The organism is Flavobacterium hydrocarbonoxydans, from assembly GCF_009789235.1.
GTDB classification, from domain to species: domain Bacteria; phylum Bacteroidota; class Bacteroidia; order Flavobacteriales; family Flavobacteriaceae; genus Flavobacterium; species Flavobacterium hydrocarbonoxydans.
Map to the genome: position 1 here is coordinate 186,500 of NZ_WSTB01000005.1, position 17,271 is coordinate 203,770.

Sequence of the window (17,271 nt, forward strand, 5' to 3'; positions counted from 1 at the left end):
TAATGTTGTTGTTTATGGTTTGTTTTAAGTTTCAGGTTTTCTTTGTTTCAGGTTTTCTTTGTTTGCTTCGCCAATTCGTCTAAAGCCTCGTGTCAGGTTTTTTAAACTAAACATTCTTATGAAACCGTATGCCCTAGCCCCGATAGAAGTGAAAATCCTTTTTATTTTTTCTTTAAAAATAAAAAGATTGTAACGAATAGCGGGAAAAAGCTCCTTATAATAACGTGTATTAATGGCTTTCTTGTATTAAACAAAATTATCATTTTTTTTGAAACGAAATAGCTTTATCTTTGCCACAAATAAAAATAAATTTATGAGTTTACGTAACTATTTAACAAGTCGGGTTTTTCTAGTGCAAGTATTGATTGCGGCTGCTATTATTGTGGTTTTGGGTTATTTGTTTATGCATTGGCTGACTTTTACGACTGATCACGGAAATGAAATTGCGGTTCCGAATTTATCTAAACTGACTGAAGAGCAGGTTGAGGAAAAACTGGACGAATTGGACTTAGATTATGTGCTTTTGGATAGTGTTGATTATAAAAGTGAATTTCCGAAATACTCTGTTGTAGAGCAGGATCCGTCGCCAGGAACGAAGGTGAAAGTGGGAAGAAAAATATATATTAAAATTAACTCATCAGGATTCTCCTCTGTTAGAATTCCTGATTTGATAGAGAAAACCTATCGTGAGGCGGTTCCGACTTTGAAAGCTCTTGGGCTTGAAGAGGGGAAGATTACGTATATTCCGAATTTAGGAAAAGATATGGTTTTGGAGATGCGTTATAAAGGCAGAAACTTAAAAGCAGGCGATCGTGTGCTGAAAGCTTCGAAAATTGATTTGGTTTTAGGAGACGGAAAAGCAACTTATGAAGATGAAGGCGAACCTGTAGATAGTGCAGCGGTGCCTACAACTGAAACCCCAGAAAATGAATAATACTATTGAAAATTTAGATCTGGAAGACGAATTATTCGAACATTTTAGATTTGACGTTCCTAAAGGTCAGGCGCTTTTGCGTATTGATAAGTATTTGATGAATATGATTCCGAATGCGACCCGAAATAAAATTCAGAACGCAGCTTCGGAAGGCAGTATTTTGGTAAATGATATTCCGGTGAAATCGAATTATAAAGTAAAACCTTTAGACTTGATTACCGTGATGTTATCGCATCCGCCGTTTGAAAACCATATTTTGCCGGAAGATCTTCCGTTGAATATTGTATATGAAGATGACGCACTTTTGTTGATTAACAAAGAGCCTGGAATGGTCGTGCATCCTGGTCACGGAAATTATACGGGAACTTTGGTAAATGCTTTGGCACATCATTTTGATAATTTGCCAATGAACAGCAGTGAACGCCCAGGTTTGGTTCATAGAATTGATAAGGATACGTCCGGACTTTTAGTCGTTGCCAAAACCGAAGCAGCGATGACGCATCTTGCCAAACAATTTGAAGCGAAGACATCTGAGCGTGAGTATATTGCCCTTGTTTGGGGAAATGTTGCTGAAGATGAAGGAACTATCGAAGGAAATCTTGCCAGACACCTGAAAGACCGTATGCAAATGGCGGTTTTTGCTGATCCTGAAATTGGGAAACCAGCGATTACGCATTATAAAGTTTTGGAACGTTTTGGCTATGTAACTCTGATTTCGTGTAGATTAGAAACAGGGCGTACACACCAGATTCGTGCGCACATGAAACACATTGGTCATCCGCTGTTTAATGACGAACGTTATGGAGGGCATTTGATTCTGAAAGGAACTACGTTTACGAAATACAAACAATTTATCGAGAACTGTTTTAAAGCGTTGCCACGTCAGGCTTTGCATGCTAAAACACTTGGTTTTGTGCATCCAAACACTAAAGAAATGATGCGTTTTGATACCGAATTGCCACAGGATTTTCAGGATTGTATCGAGAAATGGCGCAATTACGGAAAAACACATAATATTGAAGAAGAAGAGAATTAATTAGATAATTTGTCAATTTAGATAAATTAGATAATGTTTTAATATAAAAAAAGCTCCATTGGAGCTTTTTTTTATGATTCTAAGGGTGGTTTTTCTTTTTTGGAATGTGCTATTAATCCCAGCATCATCATTAAACTCGAAATTAAAATTACCTGAATAATCAATGATTTGTTTACCAGGTCAATATTGAATTCTGAGGTTATAGTAAGAAATAATAAAATGGTAATTAATCCTCTTGGTGCCACAAAAAGCAACGGCAGTAAGGGAAGTTTTGAAAAATATAATTGTAAAGCTCTTATAATATAGATTAGTACCACAATGGCTACGGCCCAAACCAAAGTATCAGGATTCAGGATTTCTGAGGTTTCTATCAAATATCCAAATAATAGAAAAAACAACGAACGCACTACAAAAGCGACTTCTGTATTTAATTCTTTAAATTTTTCGACTTCTTTTGTTAATGAATCGGTACGAAAGCGTTCCGCCCATTTATAGCCTTTTAATTCATCAAAATTGTTGATGGAGAGTCCAAATATCAGAATAAAAAATAAAGCTGGTAAATGAAACATTTTTGATATTTCGTAAATCAATATGACCAATAAAATAATAGGCACAAACTTGATATGGTGATCAATTTTATTGAGTAAAAAAGAAAGTAAAAGTGTCGATAAAAAAGAAATCAGAATCATGATAACGATTTGCATGATAAAATGCCCAAAAGTTAGCATCTGAAAGTCGGAATTGTAGAGAATGAAGTTAAAAAAGATAACCCCAAAAATATCCGAAAGACTGCTCTCGTAAGTTACAAATTCACGTTTTCGTTCGCTTAAATTCCGTACGCTGGGAATTGCAATTGCACTACTGATGATACAAAACGGAATCGCATTTATTAAACTGGCTTTAAAACTATAACCTCCGTAATACTGAAACAGAAAAGAAATTATAAAAGCAGTAATTAATAGTGGTATTAAAGCACCTAATGATGATTTTTTGATCAGGCCAATTTTAGATTTATTAATCTCAAGTTCTAGTGAACCTTCCAGAACAATAAGAATCAATCCGATGGTTCCGAAAATAGGGAGCACATTAGTGAAATCAGGAAGATCTATTTCTAAAAAGTCGGTTATTCTATGTACAATTGCTCCCAAAAGTAATAAGAGTAATACGGATGGGATTTTGGTTTTAGATGAAGTTAGATCAAATAAATACGCGACTAATAGTAAAACGCAAAACGTAATTATAATGGACATTTGAAAAAAATTAAGAATTAGATTGTAGGCCTATAAACAGTTGTAATATACCTTTTTTAAAGTTTAAAACAGAGGTTTTATAAGAAATTGTCTTTAGAGATTATGAAATTTGTCTCTTGCTTGATTTTCGTCTCTGTAAATTTGTTTTAAGAACTAATTATTAGCGTTTTTCTGTGATGTTTCGGATAGTTAAGTTGGTTATTTTTACTTCGCCGTTTGTTATAAATCCTAATTTGCCTTCTTCGTTCAAATTGTTTTTGTCAATATAACACGTTAAAACCGTTTCGTTATCGACAGAAAAAAACAATTGATTATGAAGCATTTTTATTTTTATAAAATACCATTTATTCTTTTCTAATTTCATTGATTTAGTAAATAAACTCGGGCCTCCGTAGTTTTCATATTCATGACCTCCTTTTTTGTAAACGCCTTTGCCAATCACGATATTCTGATCAATTTGATACAAATAGGTTCGGATGTATTTTTCTTGATTTAGGTTTAACATGATCTCAAATAGAGATTCCTTTGTCATGTTTGCTTTTAAAGTGATTTCATAATTTTTGGGTAGTAATTTTTTAGATTCGATTATGCTCCAACGCAGCGGACCGCCTTTTCCTGTTAAGGTATCTTTTTCTAAAAACCATTTTTCAGGTTCAAAATCCCAATGCGATTGTAGTTTAGAAACCTTTTCTAATTGATATGTTTTATTCGATGTTACAATTAAATTAGAACAAGAAAGAAGCGTAAGAAATCCTGCTAAGAATATAATATTTTTAAGTTTCATTTTTTATTTTTTAATCCCTTTCCGAATGATATTTTATTTTTCCGACAGACCCAGATTCGCCTGGTAGAAGCTCAAAAACCGAGGTAGGAGCGAGACCAGCTTCTATTCTGTGGGAAACATACAAGATAGTCACATTGGTTTCCTGCTTGATGGTATTGATGAGCTGAATGACCAAATCTACATTTTCGTCATCCAAACCTTCTACAGGCTCGTCGAGAATCAATAATGGCGGGTGCTTTAGAACCGCACGAACGATTAATGCCACTCTTTGCTGGCCGATAGAAAGATCTATAAAACGTTTTTTGGCCAGATGACTCATTTCGATTACCTCAAGCCATTCGGTAACGATTTGTTTTTGTAAAGTGGTTGGTTCGATATACAACCCAATAGAATCAAAGAAACCGGAAAGAATCATTTGTTCGAGAGTATGGCTTTTCTGAAATAAATCGGTCATGGAAGTCGTGAAAATTCCGATTTGCTTTTTGATGTCCCAAACGCTTTCGCCGCTTCCTTTTTTTCTTCCAAATAAAAACAAATTTTGTCCAAAACCTTTTGGATTATCACCTGTGATTAAGGACAAAATAGTACTTTTTCCAGAGCCATTTGGCCCAATCAATTGCCAGAATTCGCCTTGTTTGATTGTCCAGGAAATATTGTCCACGATTTTCCTTTCGTCATAACTTACCGAAACTCCATCCATTTTTATCAGTTCACTTTCGTGAAAGGAATGCACTTCCAGAGCCTTTGGGATATTCGTCGTATTTAAGGTTTTAAAATGACTTTCGGTTTTTGAAATGGGATGTAATTCGAAAGTGTTGTCTTTTATTTGGGCTTTATTCGGAACAAATTCGAGTACATCAGACACGCGATTTACGAGTTGAATCACTGCAACAGTATCGGTTAATTTTTGTAAAGAATTTGCTAAATCTACTCGTGATGCCTGATCTAAATGGTCAAACGGATTATCAAAAATGATAAAATCAGGATTTTGATTGATGCAGTATTTTAGAAACTCTTTTTTTCTTTCGCCTGAAGAAAAGGTACGCAATTGCCTGTGTGACTCCGGTGAAGCTTCGACAGAGTCGTATTGGTATTCTTTTTCGATAAATTTTTCTATCGAAATATCGGAGAATAAAATACCTTTTAGAGTATTAAAAACGGCTAATTCGCCTTTAGCTTCGCTGTTCAGCAAAGTATCTATAAACGCTTTTTTATTGACCTGATTCGAGAGTAAAATATCCCAATGTTGCATTTTTGTAATTTTATTTTTTAAGTGATAGACCTCTGATTGTACTGATAAAACGGATGGTCACAGATTTTATTTAAAAATATCTGTGAAAATCTGTTTCATTCGTTTTGTCTGTGTGCCATAGCTTTTATTTGTAATGATATACCACTGATTGTACTGATGCAACGGATGGTCACTGATTTATTTTTTAGTGTAAATCCGTTTGATTCGTTGTATCTGTGTGCAATAAGCTTTAAATATTTTTTGTTGCCAATTCGCGATCGTTGCGGGACCATTCGCTCCAGGAGCCTACATACAATTTAGGAATTTCGATTCCGGCGTAGTCCATCGCCAGTAAAGTGTGGCAGGCGGTAACCCCTGAACCACAATGTACAATGATGTTTTCTGGACTTTTATCACCAATGATTTCGCTATATTTTTGTTTTAATGTTTCAGAAGAATGATAAAAACCTTCATCGTTTAGATTTTCATTAAACGGAACATTTACAGCTCCCGGAATATGTCCGGCAATCAAGTCTAAAGGTTCTGTAAGCCCATCAAAACGATTTTTATCTCTTACATCAATCACCATATTTTGGTCGTTATTTCGCGCGATTTCAACCTCGTCGATATCCGCCAGCAGTAATTTCCATTCCTGAATGGGATACTTTTCGGCAGGTTCAAAAGTTTCGATTTCGGAACTTATAGGAAAACCAATTTTTATTGCAGCCTGTAAACCGCCATTTAAAACCTGAATTTTTTCGTGACCAGCAGCTTTCAGCATCCACCAAAAACGGGCAGCAGCATTAGAACCATTTTTATCATCATAAACGATAACATGGCTTTTAGGCGAAATCCCAAGTTTTGAAAGTACTTCCGAAAATTTTTCTAAAGAAGGTAAGGGATGCCTTCCTCCGTTTGCAGGATCTGTTGTAATGGTTGCCAAATCACGATTCAAATCGACAAAACGTGCGTTTTTCAAGTGTTCGTTTTGGTAATTTTCCTGAGCGTTAATACCGGCTCTGGCGTCTATTAAAAGGATATCTGTACCTGAGAGCGCTTTTAGTTCCTCAGGGTTTATAATGGGAGAAATAGATTGTGACATGATATAAGCGGTATTATTTTTTATTTCCTAACCAAAGCAGTCCATTAATTATGAGCTGACTTTGTATTTTATTTTTAAAAGTATAAGACAGGGTTTCGTTGGTGTTGTTTTCATAGTCAATATCATTGTGTCCCATATTACAATACAACATTTTATATTTTTTATTGGTCCAAAACACAGGATAGTAGCCGCTATGCCAAATTTCGTTTGGCTTTGGCCCGGTTCCCAGCGGAAAACTGGCAGGATCAATGGCGAGTAAAATTTCGATATCCGGATTTTTTTGCAAATCATTGCTCCATCTATACCATTCGTTAGGAGAAGAGGTGAATGTTTTTGGAATATTTTTGGTAATCGGATGCGGATTCTCAACTCTCAGAATAGCCGAAGTTGGTCTCCAGGTATTGCTGCCATATTCTCCGGATCCTAAAAACTCATTGTGGTACCAGTCCCAATTTTGTGGGTAATCAGAATCATTTAAGGCAAATGCTGAAAAGTGAAACCCCATCCAGGCTCCGCCATTTTTCATATATTGTTCAAAAGCTTCCCGCTGAGAAACGGTTTCAGGTCTGGTGTCTAAAAATAAAACTACCTGATATTGCGAAAGGAATTTTGCATTCAGATTGTCCCAGTTGCTGGTAGAATCGTAAACGAAATGATTTTCCTGAGCAATTTTTGGAAACCATTTATTGGCTTCCTGTACAAAGCTAATATGTGCCTGATCGTTTTTGGCAGTATAAAAAGCAATAACCTTAAATTTATTTTTTTGACTTAAAGCTGCAGTACAAATCAATATAAGAATAAAAGAAAGTAGATTTTTTAAAATAGATTTGATTTTTTTTTGGAAAGGCATAGCGCAGGATTTTAAACAATGCTTAAAAAAATTAGCCACCAATCTCACTCAATTGCTACTAATCTGTTAGTCCTGCAATTTAGTGAAATTTATGGCTAAAAATAGAACCCCAAAGGCATAATTATATTAACCGGGAATTTTTTCGATTAAAATTTCATCTCCGGCTTTATTAAAATAAGTGCAGGTCATTTCGATAATATCAACACGCCATTTTGCAATTCCGCATTGACCGGAATGATTACAAAAAGTGATATAATCAGTTTGTCCATCCTGATGCGCTACCAGAAATTCTATAAAACGTTCTTTATTGGTGTGATCTTCCACTTTAATCTCGGAATATTTTTCCTCCGAAGTTACGGTGTAGTTATTCACGCCATAGTATTCGACATGTCCGTCATTCACGTAAGTGTCATAACCCTTAACCCCCAGAATAATAAGATCCTGTATATAATTTGGAAAATCTGCACCCGATTTTACTTTGGCATGAGCCTCTTTTACTTGTTCTATCGTAAACATATTTTTTTATTTTAAAGTTTATTAATTTTCTTTCAAAAATACAATTAATGGCTTTATAAACGCATCAAAAGTTTCGATATGTGGCAAATGTCCTGTGTTGGGAATTTCGACTAATTTTGCATTCGGAATTGCCTTTTGAGCCGTTTTGCCTAATTCTGCATAATTACCCATTGTTTTTCGTATTTCTTCGCTTACCAAAGGTTTTCCTAAAGCAGTTTTGTCGCGTGTTCCAATGATTAAAAGAGTAGGGCTTTTGATGTTTTTAAATTCATATAAAACAGGCTGTGTAAAAATCATATCATATAGCAATGCCGAGTTCCATGCTACTTTTTTATAATCGGGAGCTGTTGTCCAGCCAGCGCCTAGTTCAGCCCATTTTTGATAATCGGCATTCCATTTTCCGTCATAATAATTCGCCATTTGGTATTTTTTGATGGCTTCATAATTTTGTTTCAGTTCGCTTTCGTACCACCAGATGATATTCTGGTAAGGAACAACCAATTTCCAGTCTTCTAAACCAATTGGGTTTTCGAGTACCAGTTTTTCAGTAGTTTGCGGATACATCAAAGAGAAGCGTGTAGCCAGCATGCCGCCCATAGAATGCCCTAAAATAGTCGCTTTTTGAACACCCAAAAGGTCTAATAGATTTTTGGTGTTCTCGGCCAATTGCTGAAAAGTATATTGAAAATGGTCTGGTTTAGATGATTTTCCAAAGCCTATCTGGTCCGGAACGATTACACGGAATCCTTCTTTGGTAAGGGCTTTAATAGTCGTTTCCCAGTAAGCGCCATTGAAGTTTTTGCCGTGAAACAATACTACATTTTTGTTGTTATAATTAGCTGGTTTAATATCCATATACGCCATTTTGAGTGTTTGGTTTTGAATTTGCAATTCTAAAAACTTCACAGGAAACGGATATTCATAATTGTGTAAATTGATATCTAAGGCTTTGATTTTCTCTTGTTGAGAGAAACAAATAAAGGGAAGCAGCAGGAATAAGACTTTTAATTTTTTCATATCTATAAAAGATTTTTTTCATTAACTATAAAATTAGACTTAACCATTTTAAGGACAAAAAAATAACTCTTAAAGTTATCAGAAAAATAAAATAGAATTTTTGATGGCTGTAAAATTCATTTTGGAACATTTTGTAATGTATTGATTTCTAAAAATGTATATTGTTTTTTAGGCAAATCAGGCTGCTTGCTAGGGAAATAATGTATTTTAACGACTAATGTTACTGTTAAAAGGACTTCTTCTTTGAATAGAATTATAGTCTGTAAATTAGTCTTAGAATGTTTGTAAGCTAATAATAGTATGTATGAAGAAAACAATACTTGTACTCCTGCTCACAGTCCCCACATTTGCCCAGGAAGTTAATACATTTGACTTCGCCGTTATCAACTCAACCTTAATATCTCCCAATATCGATCTTGATACAGGTCGGAGTGTTGTTGCTGCCAATAAGGATCAGTATTCTTCGTATTTTCAATATGCAGTAGAAATGTGTGATGAAGAAATGATTTTAGGTGCCGGTATCGACAAGTCCGAAATCGACCGAACTTATATTGGTTACATCGGTAAAATATGCGAAAATTTCAGGGCCACAATTGCTATCGGTTATCTGGAATCCCGCAGTGGTTATGATGGAACTTTTACGGGTTTTAGTGTTTCTTATCATTTTAAAACAAATACGTATTTGGGTGCCAGTTTAAACAACCTGCATTCGAGCAGTATTGATTATGAAACCGATGAAAGTTTTGATTATTATAAAAAATTAGTTCCGAAGGTTTTTGGGAGCTACGAAATTTTTCCCCGATTTATCGTTTTCGGACAGTTAAGCAGTCGTGTAAATGATATTGCTTTTAAATATCAAATTGATCGGTTTTCGGCCGGTGCGTTTTATTCCGGACACGGAACAGAAGGTATTTTTGCTACGATTAATTTAGGAAGATTTGCTATTTCGTCCAGTACGACTTTTGAAAGAATCAATTTTGGATTGAAGTTCCAGTAAAATAAAAATCCAAAAAGTAAAACTGTACTTTTTGGATTTTCTATTTCTTTTTATAGTCCTACGAAATCATCACTTTTAGGGAAAATGCTCAACGCTTCGATAGCAATTTCAGGTGTTGGAGAAGCTAATTTTCTAAGTTTTGTATCCATCCAGGCGCCATCAACCGTAATAGTGGCACAAAGTGTATCATCTTCTCTGCGAAATTCGTGCACGATGGACCAGCGTGAAGCATCGGCTTTCATTTTGGATGTTTTGGTATGAATAAAAATCTTATCTGACAGTTTTAATTCTTTTCTAAAAACACATTCTTCTCTAAACAAAACAGGTCCAAAACCCTGCGTTTGCATGACTCTTAATGTTAAGCCTAATTGCTCCAGAATTTCGATACGGTGTTGTGCACCAAAATCGTAATAAGCACTATGACGAACGTGAAAATTTGGATCTAAATCAGACCAGCGAAAAGATATTTCTTTAATAAATGAAACCATTTTTTGTATTGTATTTTGTAAATAATTTGAGGATTCGAAATTACGAATAAAAATGAAACGGTTTTGTAGAAAGTTTAGTGCTTTGTGCTTAAAGTTTGTTCCGTAGGAATCTCAGTATCGCTGAATCTTTGCATATGAGAGATTCCTACGGAATGACAAACTGTGCGATTAAAAACCGCAAAAACACTGCGCAAACTTGTCATTCCGTAGGGATCCTAGTGAAGTTATACTATAAAGCGAATTTCAGTCTATGCTTGAGATTCCTACGGAATGACAAACTGTGCGATTAAAAACCGCAAAAATACTGCGTAAACTTGTCATTCCGTAGGAATCCTAGTGAAGTTATACTATAATTCGAATTTCAGTCGATGCTTGAGATTCCTACGGAATGACAAGATTGCGTTTTTTTCAAAAAGAAATAATAAGTTTTAATAACTACTCCTCATTTTTAATATTCAGTTTCTTCACAATCCACGGCAAAGTAAGTCCCTGACCAAGAAGTGTCAGGAGTACTACGGCAACCGAAATGAATATGATTTCGTTTCGTTCCGGAAAAGGAGTTCCGTCCGGAAGTAATTTAGGCAAACCTATGGCAACGGCAAGCGAAACGATTCCGCGCATTCCGGACCAACTGATGATAAAGCTGTTTTTCGAATCGAGTAGGGCATGTTCGCTAATTTTTCGCTTCTTTTTGTTATTTTTTAAAAATCCTTTTTGAAGACTTATTTTTTGAAGAAATATCCTTACCATTCGGACCAATAATGCTACGAGAGTTATTATGGCTGCGTAACCAATATAAGGAAGTATAGCGCTGCTGTCTATATTTTTGAGAATGTACGGAAAATTAAGTCCGATTAGGATGAAGATCAAACCGTTTAAGAGAAAAATCAGGATATCCCAAAGGTTTCGGGTTTGATTTTTTAAGCTTTCGGGAAAAATTTTATTGCTAAAACGGGCAATTGTCAATCCTAAAACTACGACAGCAATCACACCTGAAACATGCAGATGTTCTGCTACCAGATAGGTCACAAAAGGCATTAAAATCATGAAGCTAATAGTTGTAATGGGGTTTTGATGGACTCTGGCAAGAATAAAGGCTAGAATTTTTCCCATAATAAACCCAATTATAAAACCGCCACCTAATAAGAATACAAACTGTAAAGAAGCTTTCCAGATGATAAAAGCCGAACCCATTGCAGTAGCCACGGCAAAACGATAAGCAACCAGGGCCGAGGCATCATTAATCAGGCTTTCGCCTTCGAGTATGGTGATGGTTTTATGTGATATTCCGAGTCCTTTAGTGATGCTTACGGCGGCAACGGCATCTGTAGCAGAGAGTATGGCGCCCAGCACAAAAGCCAAAGGCCATGTCATATCCGGAATCATATAATGCGCCACAACGGCAATCCAGAAAGTGGTAAGGAAAACCAAAGGGATAGCTAATGTACTAATGGTGCTAAGATTGATTTTGAAATGTTTGGGTGAAATGTTAAACGAAGCATCATACAATAAGGGAGGAAGAAAAATCAGAAAGATGATTTCAGGATTAATTTCGATTTCTGGTACTGATGGAATAAATCCGATCATGATGCCCACAATAATTAAAAGTATAGGGTAAGGTAATTTTATTTTGTCAGCAAAAGCAGAAAGCGCTATGACAACGAAAAGGATAAAGATGATAATGCTGTAGTTTTCCATTAAGATGTTTATTTAGCAATAGGCTAATGTAAAGAATTCGGGATTTATTTGAAAGGTAATCGTTTATTTAAGATAAACTCAGGGAGCAATTTATGAAAAATATCAGGCTGAAACGTCCTGGTTTACGTCCCGGACGTGAAATTTCACATCGCTGACGTGAAATTTCACATCGCTGACGTCAAATTTCACATCGCTGACGTCAAATTTCACGTCCGGGACGTAAACGTTTAGGTTGTTGACGTGAAATTTCACATCGCCGACGTGAAGTTTCACATCGCTGACGTGAAATTTCACGTTCCGGACGTGAACGTTTAGGTTGTTGACGTAAAGTTTCACATCGCCGACGTGAAATTTCACGTTCCGGACGTGAAATTTCACCTTTTAGGGACATAACCTAAATTTTGTGTAAACATACTAAAGGTTGAAAAGAAACTTTCTGATGAAAACGGATGCCCTAGCCCTGATGGGAGGGAAGATCCTTTTGTGCCGGGGTTCGGCACAAAAGATCTGGAAGGACAGCAGGAAATAGCTCCTGATAATGACACTTAAAGTACTGATATGACACGAATGTCAGTTTGGTAAAATGTCATGTTGTCAGCTAGTTTTTGGCACGCAGACATGAAAACTGACAATTTATATTGGTTTTTTATATTGGCACAAAGATTGACTTATGCCACCTTGAGTTATAAAATTAGTATATCAAAATAAATTATATAAAAAATGGGTAAAATAATCGGAATTGACTTAGGTACGACAAACTCTTGTGTTTCTGTAATGGAAGGTAATGAAGCAGTTGTTATTCCTAACGCAGAAGGAAAAAGAACAACGCCATCTATCATCGCTTTTGTAGAAGGTGGAGAAATTAAAGTAGGTGATCCTGCAAAAAGACAAGCAGTAACTAATCCAACAAAGACTATTGCTTCTATCAAACGTTTTATGGGACATTCTTTTGCTGAAACTCAGGAAGAGGCAAAAAGAGTACCTTATTCAGTAGTAAAAGGAGACAACAATACACCACGTGTTGATATTGATGGTCGTTTATATACTGCTCAGGAATTGTCTGCTATGACACTTCAAAAAATGAAAAAAACTGCTGAAGACTATTTAGGTCAAACGGTAACTGAAGCAGTTATTACTGTTCCTGCTTACTTTAACGATGCACAACGTCAGGCTACGAAAGAAGCTGGAGAAATTGCTGGTCTTAAAGTGATGCGTATCATCAATGAGCCTACAGCAGCAGCTTTAGCTTATGGATTAGACAAAAAAGGAACTGATCAAAAAATTGCTGTTTACGATTTAGGTGGAGGTACTTTTGATATCTCTGTTCTTGAATTAGGAGACGGTGTTTTCGAAGTATTATCTACAAATGGTGATACTCACTTAGGTGGAGATGATTTTGACCAGGTTATTATTGACTGGTTAGCTGACGAATTCAAATCTGAAGAAGGTATTGATTTACGTTTAGATCCAATGTCATTGCAACGTTTGAAAGAAGCTGCAGAGAAAGCTAAGATTGAATTATCATCTTCTGCTGAAACTGAAATCAACTTGCCATACGTTACGGCTACTGCTTCTGGACCAAAACACTTAGTGAAAAAATTATCTAGAGCTAAATTTGAGCAATTATCTGATTCTTTAGTAAAACGTTCTATGGAGCCAGTTGCTAAAGCATTGAAAGATGCAGGTTTATCTACATCTGATATTGACGAAGTTATCCTTGTTGGAGGTTCTACAAGAATGCCAAGAATTGCTGACGAAGTGGAGAAATTCTTTGGTAAAAAAGCGTCTAAAGGAGTTAATCCTGATGAGGTTGTTGCTATTGGAGCTGCTATTCAAGGTGGAGTTTTATCTGGAGATGTAAAAGATGTATTGTTACTTGACGTTACTCCTTTATCTTTAGGTATCGAAACTATGGGTGGTGTAATGACTGTATTAATCGAGTCTAACACAACTATCCCAACTAAAAAATCACAAGTTTTCTCAACTGCTGCTGATTCTCAACCAACTGTAGAATTACACGTTCTTCAAGGAGCTAGAGCAATGGCTGCTGATAACAAAACTATTGGTCGTTTTAACTTAGACGGTATTCCACCAGCACCAAGAGGAGTTCCTCAAATCGAGGTTACTTTTGATATTGATGCTAATGGTATCATCAAAGTTTCTGCTACTGATAAAGGAACAGGAAAATCTCATGATATCCGTATCGAAGCTTCTTCTGGATTAACAGCTGAAGAAATCGAAAAAATGAAAAAAGATGCAGAAGCTAACGCTGGTGCAGATAAAATTGCTAAAGAAAGAGCTGAGAAATTAAACGAAGCTGACAGCATGATCTTCCAAACTGAGTCTCAATTGAAAGAGTTAGGAAGTAAATTAGCTGATGATCATAAAGTGGCTGTTGAGTACGCTTTAACTGAATTGAGAATGGCTCACCAATCTCAAGACGTTCCAGCTATTCAAACTGCTCTTGATAACATCAATGCAGCTTGGAAAACAGCTACAGAAGCTATGTATGCTCAAGGAGAAGCTGGTCAAGCTGCCCCACAACAAGAGCAAGCGCAAGGAGACAATGTTGAAGACGTTGAATTCGAAGAAGTCAAATAATTACTGATTAACATCAGTTAATAATGAGTGTTAAACCGCTGTAAACGAAATGTTTACAGCGGTTTTTCTTTTTTATTCTTTTTTGTTTCTGCTGTTTTTTAATCATTTTTTGCCATATATTTGTACCATATTTGTACCGGCACTTAAAAGGCGATAATATGGCACTTATGTATACTTATGGCACTTAAATTGGGGATAAAGGCGATGAAAAGAATAAATAAACAATGTCTGGTCTGTGGGGAAGTGTTTCTGCCCAAGACCGTAACTTCTGTCTACTGCTCACAAAAATGCAGTAAAAAAGCATACAAGCAGAAGATAAAGCAGCTTAAAAATGAAGTAGAAATCAAAGCGATGATAGAGAAAATACCGCAGGACAGGGCATTTCTTTCCGTCTCTGAGGCTGGCATGCTTTTTGGCATTGCCAAAAGAACCCTCTATAGGCTTGTCGGCCAGGGAAACGTTCCGTCAGTTAATCTTGGAACCCGCCTTGTAAGGATAGACCGCAGCGTCATGGAAGGGATGTTCGGCCCTGAGCGCAGCCTGCCGCAGGCTGAGAGTATACCGAAGAAAAAATTATACAGCCTTGAAAAAGAAGACTGCTATTCCATCGGTGAAATAGCTCAGAGATTTCAGATATCAGAAGGTTCTGTCTACAGCCATATCAGGAAATATTCAATCCCAACCAGACAGATCGGAAAGCATGTATATGCCCCCAAAAGGGAAATTGATAATTTGTATAACGGAAATGATTTTATATGAAGCAATTAGCAAAAACCAAGGTGACTGTGCGTCTTCGAAAGGCAGAAGACCGAAAGGAATGGTATGTTTACATAGAAAGCTATCCTGTCCAGGTTTCCGGAAAGAAAGCGCCCCAGAGAATCCGTGAATATTTAAACAGATCCGTAACAACAGTGGAGTGGGACAAGAAAAGAACTGCCCGCACAGATGCAGAGGGTATAAAATCCTATAAACCCAGACGCAGCGATAACGGAATAATAATCTGCAGCAGCGAAAGCGACCGTGAGATAATGCTATATGCGGACGCAGTGCGTAATATCCGACAGAAAGAATACGATAAAACAGATCTGTACAGTGATGCTGAGAACCTATGGGCTGAACAGAAAGAAAAAGCAAAAGAGGATTTTATTAAATACATTGCTGCGGTGGCGGCTAAAAGGCACGCCCAAAGTTCAAAATCCATTAAGATCACTTGGGAGCGCACCAAAGAATTTTTAAAAAGCTATTCAGCTGGCAACCTAATGTTTTCCCAAATTGACAGCAGAATGGCGGAAGATTTTAAACTTTTTTTATTATCAGCTCCGCGCGGAGGAGGCAAAAAAGGAATCCTTTCCCGCAACACTGCGGGAACGTATTTTTCGATATTTAAAGCCGCTTTGAAACAGGCCTTTATCGATGGATATTTAACCGTTGATTTATCTTCAAAAATAAAGGGTATTCCCGATGAAGATTCAAGACGTGAATATCTGACTATTGAAGAATTGAACGGGTTGGCCGAAACGCCCTGCGAAAAAGACGTCCTTAAAAGAGCGGCGCTTTTCTCAGCGCTTACAGGTCTGAGGCATTCCGACATTCAGAAGCTACGTTGGAAAGAGATAAGCATGGAAGATGGCATAGCTAAACTGCATTTCACGCAGAAAAAGACAAAGGGTGTCGAATACATGCCTGTTTCTGAGCAGGCTTTAAATCTCTGCGGAGAACCGCGTCTTCCTGGACAGTTTGTCTTTGAGGATCTGCCCGACCCGTCGTGGATTTCACGCCCTCTGAAAAAATGGGTTGAATCTGCAGGAATTAAAAAAAATATTACCTTCCACTGCTTCCGCCATACATTTGCAACACTGCAGCTATCAAGCGGGACAGACATTTATACGGTCAGTAAAATGCTGGGGCATACCAATGTAAAAACTACTGAAATCTATGCCAAAGTAATAGATGAGAAGAAAAACAGAGCTTCGCAGGCAATACAATTGGAATCTTTAAAGAAATAAGCGCAATGAAAATTAAATATTTTGAATATATCACAGTTTACCTGTCTGTTTTTTTAGTCTGTGTCTTTGTCGGTATAGTCGGAAGACTGGTGTTGCTGGAAAAAGGTGCGGATGAATATACGGCCGGCGTTTTCTTTTGGATCAGCACTGGATTTGGAGTTTTAATGTTTGCAATTCTAAGTTTATTTCTAAACGATTTGGCTGAGAGATTGGTGAATCGTTTTTTGAAGGCAAAAAAAAATGAATCGCCTGAAAGCCGCATTCCATGTGAAGACTTTATAAAAATAGAAGAGGAGCTTCAGGATGGTTTAATTAAGCTCAGATTCTCTGAAAATAAAAATTCAGCCATCGATATTCAGCAGTTAAGAGAGCAGCAGCAAAATGCAGCCAGAAATCAAAAACAGGCCAGGATTGATAGAGCCATCCGTTATGCACAGCAGGAGTTCGCGCTTTACGTCTCGGATGATGGTTTGAAACAATTGAGTAAGAATTTAATAATATATGCTGAAGACATAAATTTTGAAAAGATTAAACCGGTGAAAGTAAAAGATTTGTCAAATCTCGATTTGTATCATTTTGGCTGGAATATCTGGAATTGTTTTAAAGTCAGCAGACAGGACAAAGCCGCACAATTTTTAAAATTAACTTTTGCTGAAGCTTTAAAAGATGTTGAAATGAACAGCATTAAAACGCATCTAAAAGATGATGAACAGAAAGGGTTTATAAAGATAATAGAAGATTTTAAAGATTTTTAAGTGCCA

General features: G+C 36.5%; 16 protein-coding genes. 7 read left to right on the forward strand and 9 right to left on the reverse strand.

Going from position 1 to position 17,271, the window contains the following annotated elements; all coding sequences use genetic code 11:
• The first annotated feature begins 313 nt into the window (after positions 1 to 313).
• Both GON26_RS10930 and GON26_RS10935 read left to right on the forward strand, forming a co-directional pair.
• Positions 314 to 934: a PASTA domain-containing protein gene (locus GON26_RS10930; protein ID WP_160374853.1), complete on the forward strand. Its 621-nt coding sequence runs from the start codon at positions 314 to 316 to the stop codon at positions 932 to 934.
• Entirely contained in the window at positions 927 to 1,970 is a 1,044-nt protein-coding gene (locus tag GON26_RS10935) for an RluA family pseudouridine synthase (protein ID WP_160374854.1), read from the forward strand. The genes GON26_RS10930 and GON26_RS10935 overlap by 8 nt, the downstream gene beginning before the upstream one ends.
• Positions 1,971 to 2,041: 71 nt before the next feature.
• On the opposite strand, the gene GON26_RS10940 is transcribed toward GON26_RS10935, so the two are convergent.
• The 7 genes from GON26_RS10940 to GON26_RS10970 form a co-directional block, all read right to left on the reverse strand.
• Positions 2,042 to 3,220 (reverse strand): cation:proton antiporter, encoded by a 1,179-nt coding sequence (locus GON26_RS10940; protein WP_160374855.1) that lies wholly within the window; start codon positions 3,218 to 3,220, stop codon positions 2,042 to 2,044.
• A gap of 160 nt (positions 3,221 to 3,380) precedes the next feature.
• Positions 3,381 to 4,004, reverse strand: coding sequence for a hypothetical protein (locus tag GON26_RS10945; RefSeq protein ID WP_160374856.1), 624 nt, complete (start codon positions 4,002 to 4,004; stop codon positions 3,381 to 3,383).
• 10 nt (positions 4,005 to 4,014) lie between these two features.
• Positions 4,015 to 5,256, reverse strand: a complete 1,242-nt coding sequence (locus GON26_RS10950) for an ATP-binding cassette domain-containing protein (protein ID WP_160374857.1) — start codon at positions 5,254 to 5,256, stop codon at positions 4,015 to 4,017.
• Between the two features lie 229 nt (positions 5,257 to 5,485).
• A complete protein-coding gene (locus GON26_RS10955) occupies positions 5,486 to 6,337 on the reverse strand; it encodes a sulfurtransferase (RefSeq protein ID WP_160374858.1) in 852 nt (283 codons plus the stop codon).
• Positions 6,338 to 6,350: 13 nt separating this feature from the next.
• A complete protein-coding gene (locus tag GON26_RS10960; protein ID WP_160374859.1) occupies positions 6,351 to 7,187 on the reverse strand; it encodes a ThuA domain-containing protein in 837 nt (278 codons plus the stop codon).
• A gap of 126 nt (positions 7,188 to 7,313) precedes the next feature.
• Positions 7,314 to 7,703, reverse strand: a complete 390-nt coding sequence (locus GON26_RS10965) for a DUF1398 domain-containing protein (protein WP_160374860.1) — start codon at positions 7,701 to 7,703, stop codon at positions 7,314 to 7,316.
• A gap of 21 nt (positions 7,704 to 7,724) precedes the next feature.
• Positions 7,725 to 8,720: an alpha/beta fold hydrolase gene (locus GON26_RS10970; RefSeq protein WP_160374861.1), complete on the reverse strand. Its 996-nt coding sequence runs from the start codon at positions 8,718 to 8,720 to the stop codon at positions 7,725 to 7,727.
• 304 nt (positions 8,721 to 9,024) lie between these two features.
• On the opposite strand from GON26_RS10970, the gene GON26_RS10975 reads away from it, so the two are divergent.
• Positions 9,025 to 9,717, forward strand: coding sequence for a hypothetical protein (locus GON26_RS10975; protein ID WP_160374862.1), 693 nt, complete (start codon positions 9,025 to 9,027; stop codon positions 9,715 to 9,717).
• Between the two features lie 50 nt (positions 9,718 to 9,767).
• On the opposite strand, the gene GON26_RS10980 is transcribed toward GON26_RS10975, so the two are convergent.
• Together GON26_RS10980 and GON26_RS10985 are read right to left on the reverse strand one after the other, a co-directional pair.
• Positions 9,768 to 10,205, reverse strand: coding sequence for an acyl-CoA thioesterase (locus GON26_RS10980; RefSeq protein WP_160374863.1), 438 nt, complete (start codon positions 10,203 to 10,205; stop codon positions 9,768 to 9,770).
• A gap of 435 nt (positions 10,206 to 10,640) precedes the next feature.
• Positions 10,641 to 11,903 carry a Na+/H+ antiporter gene (locus GON26_RS10985; RefSeq protein WP_160374864.1) on the reverse strand — a complete coding sequence of 421 codons (1,263 nt, stop codon included), beginning with the start codon at positions 11,901 to 11,903 and terminating at the stop codon, positions 10,641 to 10,643.
• 720 nt (positions 11,904 to 12,623) lie between these two features.
• On the opposite strand from GON26_RS10985, the gene dnaK reads away from it, so the two are divergent.
• The 4 genes from dnaK (at position 12,624) to GON26_RS11005 (ending at position 17,265) form a co-directional block, all read left to right on the forward strand.
• The gene (dnaK, locus tag GON26_RS10990; RefSeq protein ID WP_160374865.1) at positions 12,624 to 14,504 is read left to right on the forward strand and encodes a molecular chaperone DnaK; all 1,881 of its coding nucleotides are present in this window, start codon (positions 12,624 to 12,626) and stop codon (positions 14,502 to 14,504) included.
• A gap of 204 nt (positions 14,505 to 14,708) precedes the next feature.
• Positions 14,709 to 15,263: a helix-turn-helix domain-containing protein gene (locus tag GON26_RS10995; protein WP_160374866.1), complete on the forward strand. Its 555-nt coding sequence runs from the start codon at positions 14,709 to 14,711 to the stop codon at positions 15,261 to 15,263.
• On the forward strand, positions 15,260 to 16,510 hold the full coding sequence (locus GON26_RS11000; protein ID WP_160374867.1) for a site-specific integrase: 1,251 nt from the start codon (positions 15,260 to 15,262) through the stop codon (positions 16,508 to 16,510). The genes GON26_RS10995 and GON26_RS11000 overlap by 4 nt, the downstream gene beginning before the upstream one ends.
• A gap of 5 nt (positions 16,511 to 16,515) precedes the next feature.
• Entirely contained in the window at positions 16,516 to 17,265 is a 750-nt protein-coding gene (locus tag GON26_RS11005; RefSeq protein WP_160374868.1) for a hypothetical protein, read from the forward strand.
• Positions 17,266 to 17,271 lie beyond the last annotated feature (6 nt).

Excerpts from the sequence above, each read along its gene's own strand:
- GON26_RS10930 (WP_160374853.1), top strand. The coding sequence starts at position 314 with ATGAGTTTACGTAACTATTTAACAAGTCGGGTTTTTCTAGTGCAAGTA.
- GON26_RS10935 (WP_160374854.1), top strand. The coding sequence starts at position 927 with ATGAATAATACTATTGAAAATTTAGATCTGGAAGACGAATTATTCGAA.
- GON26_RS10940 (WP_160374855.1), bottom strand. The coding sequence starts at position 3,220 with ATGTCCATTATAATTACGTTTTGCGTTTTACTATTAGTCGCGTATTTA.
- GON26_RS10945 (WP_160374856.1), bottom strand. The coding sequence starts at position 4,004 with ATGAAACTTAAAAATATTATATTCTTAGCAGGATTTCTTACGCTTCTT.
- GON26_RS10950 (WP_160374857.1), bottom strand. The coding sequence starts at position 5,256 with ATGCAACATTGGGATATTTTACTCTCGAATCAGGTCAATAAAAAAGCG.
- GON26_RS10955 (WP_160374858.1), bottom strand. The coding sequence starts at position 6,337 with ATGTCACAATCTATTTCTCCCATTATAAACCCTGAGGAACTAAAAGCG.
- GON26_RS10960 (WP_160374859.1), bottom strand. The coding sequence starts at position 7,187 with ATGCCTTTCCAAAAAAAAATCAAATCTATTTTAAAAAATCTACTTTCT.
- GON26_RS10965 (WP_160374860.1), bottom strand. The coding sequence starts at position 7,703 with ATGTTTACGATAGAACAAGTAAAAGAGGCTCATGCCAAAGTAAAATCG.
- GON26_RS10970 (WP_160374861.1), bottom strand. The coding sequence starts at position 8,720 with ATGAAAAAATTAAAAGTCTTATTCCTGCTGCTTCCCTTTATTTGTTTC.
- GON26_RS10975 (WP_160374862.1), top strand. The coding sequence starts at position 9,025 with ATGAAGAAAACAATACTTGTACTCCTGCTCACAGTCCCCACATTTGCC.
- GON26_RS10980 (WP_160374863.1), bottom strand. The coding sequence starts at position 10,205 with ATGGTTTCATTTATTAAAGAAATATCTTTTCGCTGGTCTGATTTAGAT.
- GON26_RS10985 (WP_160374864.1), bottom strand. The coding sequence starts at position 11,903 with ATGGAAAACTACAGCATTATCATCTTTATCCTTTTCGTTGTCATAGCG.
- dnaK (WP_160374865.1), top strand. The coding sequence starts at position 12,624 with ATGGGTAAAATAATCGGAATTGACTTAGGTACGACAAACTCTTGTGTT.
- GON26_RS10995 (WP_160374866.1), top strand. The coding sequence starts at position 14,709 with ATGAAAAGAATAAATAAACAATGTCTGGTCTGTGGGGAAGTGTTTCTG.
- GON26_RS11000 (WP_160374867.1), top strand. The coding sequence starts at position 15,260 with ATGAAGCAATTAGCAAAAACCAAGGTGACTGTGCGTCTTCGAAAGGCA.
- GON26_RS11005 (WP_160374868.1), top strand. The coding sequence starts at position 16,516 with ATGAAAATTAAATATTTTGAATATATCACAGTTTACCTGTCTGTTTTT.